The following is a 4294-nucleotide window of genomic DNA, read 5'->3' as shown; positions in this document are numbered from 1 at the left end:
GCCGGGCGCACATGAAAAAGGAACCCTAGCTCATAGCGAGAGTTCCCGTGTTATCGAATTTGTAATTGTAAATCTGCTCATTGTGTCACGTGACACATTTTACTCTTTGTAGGTTCAAGCCTCCATTCATGTGGTTTAAAATTTTGCGGATATCAGTCTATATTTAGCAAGATAAAATTCAATATGAAATACGAAAATTTTAAAGCGATAAATACAGCCAATTAATAATATGACTTGATTACGTGTATGAATTCTGCTGAATGTATGTATGATCTATTCGTGGGATAGGCGAAACTCAAAACCGCGATAAAACCACTTCGCTACGCTTCGTAAACGGTAGTATCGCCTGCCGCCGTTTCCCCTCCCACACCCAACCCCTTTGCGGCTAATTAAGTTCACTTTTCGCAATTCCAATCATCCCTTAACTCTAAAATGTATGTATTTAATTCCATCACTTCCTCTCTACGGGCTGACAAGCCCATCATATAAATTCATCTACAAACATGTTTCCTATTCTCCATCCGTTTGTTTCCAATTTTATAACGCCGAATTCCTATCTTCACTTCAATTTCTCCAATATAATAGCGGATTTTTAAAAGCTGTTTCCATGTTTCCAGTTTTGAGCACTCCTGATGACATATACACTCCTCACCAGCACATAATATTCAATCAAATATTATTTATATATTTCTCTCAAGAGTTAAAAAAACAGGAAACATGGAAACAAGCTCATGATTCTCTATGTAAACAAAGTATTTTTCCGTTTCCAATTGTATTTAAAATAGAAAACGAACAGGAAACAGATGCTGCAAACAGGAAACATTATATTTTGATGCCAAACCAACACGGAACTGAATTTCCACTTATTGCTCTGGCCTTCTTAATTTCAAGAAGTTTACTATTATTTTTTATTCGACAAGATTCCCCTTACTTCGATTGTTAAAGTAGGATATTATTTCAATGTTGTCCAAATAAATAACAAAACGAAGGTGGGAAAGAAAATGAATCACAGAAAAAAATTATTATTAGTTCTTCCATGCTTATTACTCTCTTTTTCATTATTTGCCTCTAGTGCTCTCGCTTATGTAAACTACAAAAATAACTCTGTATCTGCACAAGTTCAACAGAAATCAAACTGGTGTTGGGCAGCAGTATCTAGCATGCTTGCTAATTATCTTGGAGCAAATGCAACTCAATCAAAGATTGTCACTAAAATTTATGGATCTCCCGTTAATAATACGGGCACTGTTTATGATATGCAAAATGCGCTAGCTAATTGGAATGTAGAGTCTACACCAATACGTTCTAAAGTTTCTTTTGGGGAAATCATTAGTAACATCGATAACAATATGAACTTGAATGCGGCAATCGCTTGGACTAGTGGTGGTGGGCACGCTCTGCTTATAAAGGGATACTACCAAGATACAAGTAGATCTATACAAAATGTGTACTATATTAATCCAGGTGATGGTTCTGCTACAGTTAGAGACTATAACGAATTTGTAAGCAACAGTTCTTGGGATTGGCGTAATACTTTGAGTGCTGTATATGTGAATTAATTTACAAATAGTATATTACTAAATTGTGAGCTTCGGACTTTGCCTTGGTCTGAGCTGCGACCTCATTCAAAAGCATGTTAATGAAGTAATCCAATTATATTCAGGGAGGCTCTATTTAATGAAAAAAAAGCTGATCTTATCGTTTTTACTGATGTTTAATATACTTTTATTTAGCTTCAATAATTTAATATTTGCTCAATCTGATGAATCAACTCCAGATGCTCAAATCAGAGCAAGCATAGAAAGTGATTTCAAACTAAAATATGTTGATTCTTTAAATGCTGTAAAATCAGATTATAAACTTAAAGCGGAAGAAAATTTTGAAAATGCACAATTAAGTTCAGGTACTTCCTTTTATAAGGTTACTGATGATGTATATAGTAGCGCTATAGATTTTGCAGGGTATATTTTTACGTTAAAGACTAATGATCGAGAAGTTGCAACCATTTATGCAAGTTCTAATACTGGATCATGGAAGATATCCAGTATTAGTAATCGAGTTAATTCTGAAAATTCTTTATTAACAGCGGAGGCCACTCTTTCAAAAAATGAAAAGGTAAAACTTATTGATGATGAAAGGTATGGACTCAATGCTTTACTTATTGAAGGAGGAGAAAAAGAGCGTGTAATAGATCTAAGTGGTAATGGAAAAAACGTTAACAATCTTGAATCTAACTCAAATAAAACAATTTCAAAATCTTTATTTGACCAAAAGATAAAAGAAATGAAGACGGAAAGATCTGGACCAGCCACCAAAGATGGAGCTGTTATAATGGGAACAGGTCAATTCGATTTTAATGAGCCTTCGAAGGCTTCGAGTAATGTTCCAATAATCTTATTTTTTCTCGGTGTTATTTCATTATTCCCCATTTTTATAATCTTAAAAAAGAAAAGGAATTCTTAATGATATTTTGGCTTTGCTTGTTCAGCTATCTTAGATGAGGGTGGTCAGGGCACTTCCATTCTACTAGTCCTCATTTTTTCTGTCCAACTAGATTTAGCCTATCCATTGATTTGTAAAGGAGAACATAAGAAGGATTGTAAAAGTCTCTCTTATGAAAAAGAAAATCACTTTTATCATAATTGGAGTCGTTTTAGAATCTTTATCGTCTTTTTCTTTTTAAACCAGTCGATAACCTACATGTGCGTTCTCAATAGTTATTAAACATTTAAAGACAAAAGTCTTCTTGTAACGGGGAGGCTTTTTTTTCTATTGTTTGAAGGAAACTATATGAACATATTTTTGACCATACTTCAGATGCGATAGGAAGTTCGATTTTATGCTCTTTGACCATTTGGTTAATTTTTTGGCGCTGCTTTTCATAGTGTTTTTCTTTTTCCATATAAGCTTGAAGCTTAGTGTACATGTCCTCTTCTTCGGGTGTACGATGATATGGAAGGATCATCTCTACATCTTCCGTTACGGGTATTTCTTTATCAGGGAGAATACAAATGGTTAGCTGCTTCATATCTACAGGGCATAGATACACATCTGTTGTCATTAGGGCATTGCGCGTCAAGTTTTTAGATACGGTGCATTTAGTTGGTTCGGTTCCAAGGGAAATATGTGCTTTCAACGCTTCAGCATATTTCTCTAGTACAAATAGCTGACGACATTCTTTGTTCTGAGCACTAGAAAGGACATTATCCAAAAATACATAGGTATGGCGAGCAATCTCTTGACCATTTGTATTTGAATAGATGGCGGTAAAACCCTTTTCCAGCAAACGTTTGAGTTTGTCATTATCCTCTTCACTACGTCCACGTCCCGTTTCAATAGTCATGATTGGGAGGAGATTCTTCTTTTTTCTGATCGGCTTGCTATTATTGGATTTTGGATTGGAAGTATCTTGATTGGTTATGTACTCTACTGTAGCATCGAATTTCTTATTCATTATTTTCTCGTGCAAAATGTAATACATGAAGGTTTCACTTGTTTGTTTAGCGTCTACCAAAGTGTAGGCCAATGAAAATTCGCCATTTTGCTCTGTTACATCGTCAAGTTGATATTGCCATAGGTGGTATTGTCTTTTTTTGATCATACGTTATCCTCCGATATTTTTAGTCTGGAAAAGGAACGAATGTTCCTTTTCCATTGTATCGTATACATGTTCGTATTAAAAGAGTTTACTTTGGAAAAAGCGTCCTTAAGAGAAGAAAAGTTTATGTTTTGAAAGCAAGTGGGAATATGACGAAAAGACCCAGCACATGCTGCTAGGCCCTGAAACTTGAAGGTTGTCCCGAGGCTACCTTTAAAGTTATGAAAACAGAATTTGTAAACCAGATGAACTTTCATAGCCTTCGTCACTTGAAACTGGAACTCTGTGATGATGTGAACTGGTATAACAAACACCGGATACATGGAACTCTGGATTATATGACATCCTTCAATTACAGAAAATAGCCCATAAAAAGGTTGTTTAATTTACTGTTAACAATCCAACACCACCCTTTTGATTAGCCAGGGCGATTACCTTGGTCATTTCATTTCCTCCCTTCAACGTAAAAAAGCCGACTGCGCTGAACTTCGGGGCAATCGGCTCTTAAAGAATATCTATATAAAAAGAGAGCATCCGGCGAAGGACACTCTCTTGGATATTTACATTATCAAAAATTATTAGGCGTATCTGCCACTACTAACAACCTCTTATATCTTGACGAGATACAGTTTATAATTAGCTAGGCTACAAACCTAAATAATATAGAACGAAGTCAACTATATAAGTTGAACTTAA

4 protein-coding genes are annotated in these 4294 nt (G+C 35.2%); 3 read left to right on the top strand and 1 reads right to left on the bottom strand.

Going from position 1 to position 4294, the window contains the following annotated elements:
• Positions 1–1001: 1001 nt before the first annotated feature.
• Entirely contained in the window at positions 1002–1559 is a 558-nt protein-coding gene (locus tag ACIFO6_RS23820) for a papain-like cysteine protease family protein (RefSeq protein WP_430044480.1), read from the top strand.
• Between the two features lie 118 nt (positions 1560–1677).
• Positions 1678–2463, top strand: a complete 786-nt coding sequence (locus tag ACIFO6_RS23815; protein WP_430044478.1) for a hypothetical protein — start codon at positions 1678–1680, stop codon at positions 2461–2463.
• Positions 2464–2728: 265 nt separating this feature from the next.
• Here the strand turns inward: ACIFO6_RS23815 and ACIFO6_RS23810 are convergent, their stop codons facing one another.
• A complete protein-coding gene (locus ACIFO6_RS23810; protein WP_430044475.1) occupies positions 2729–3601 on the bottom strand; it encodes a hypothetical protein in 873 nt (290 codons plus the stop codon).
• A gap of 179 nt (positions 3602–3780) precedes the next feature.
• Between ACIFO6_RS23810 and ACIFO6_RS23805 the strand changes: the two genes are divergently transcribed.
• A complete protein-coding gene (locus ACIFO6_RS23805) occupies positions 3781–3963 on the top strand; it encodes an IS3 family transposase (RefSeq protein ID WP_430044482.1) in 183 nt (60 codons plus the stop codon).
• Positions 3964–4294: the final 331 nt, after the last annotated feature.

The organism is Paenibacillus sp. NRS-1781 (assembly GCF_050467745.1).
In the GTDB taxonomy this organism is placed as follows: Bacteria; Bacillota; Bacilli; order Paenibacillales; family Paenibacillaceae; genus Paenibacillus; species Paenibacillus terrae_A.
The sequence above is the reverse complement of the archived record's forward strand: the minus strand, read 5'-3'. Positions and strand labels throughout refer to the sequence as shown.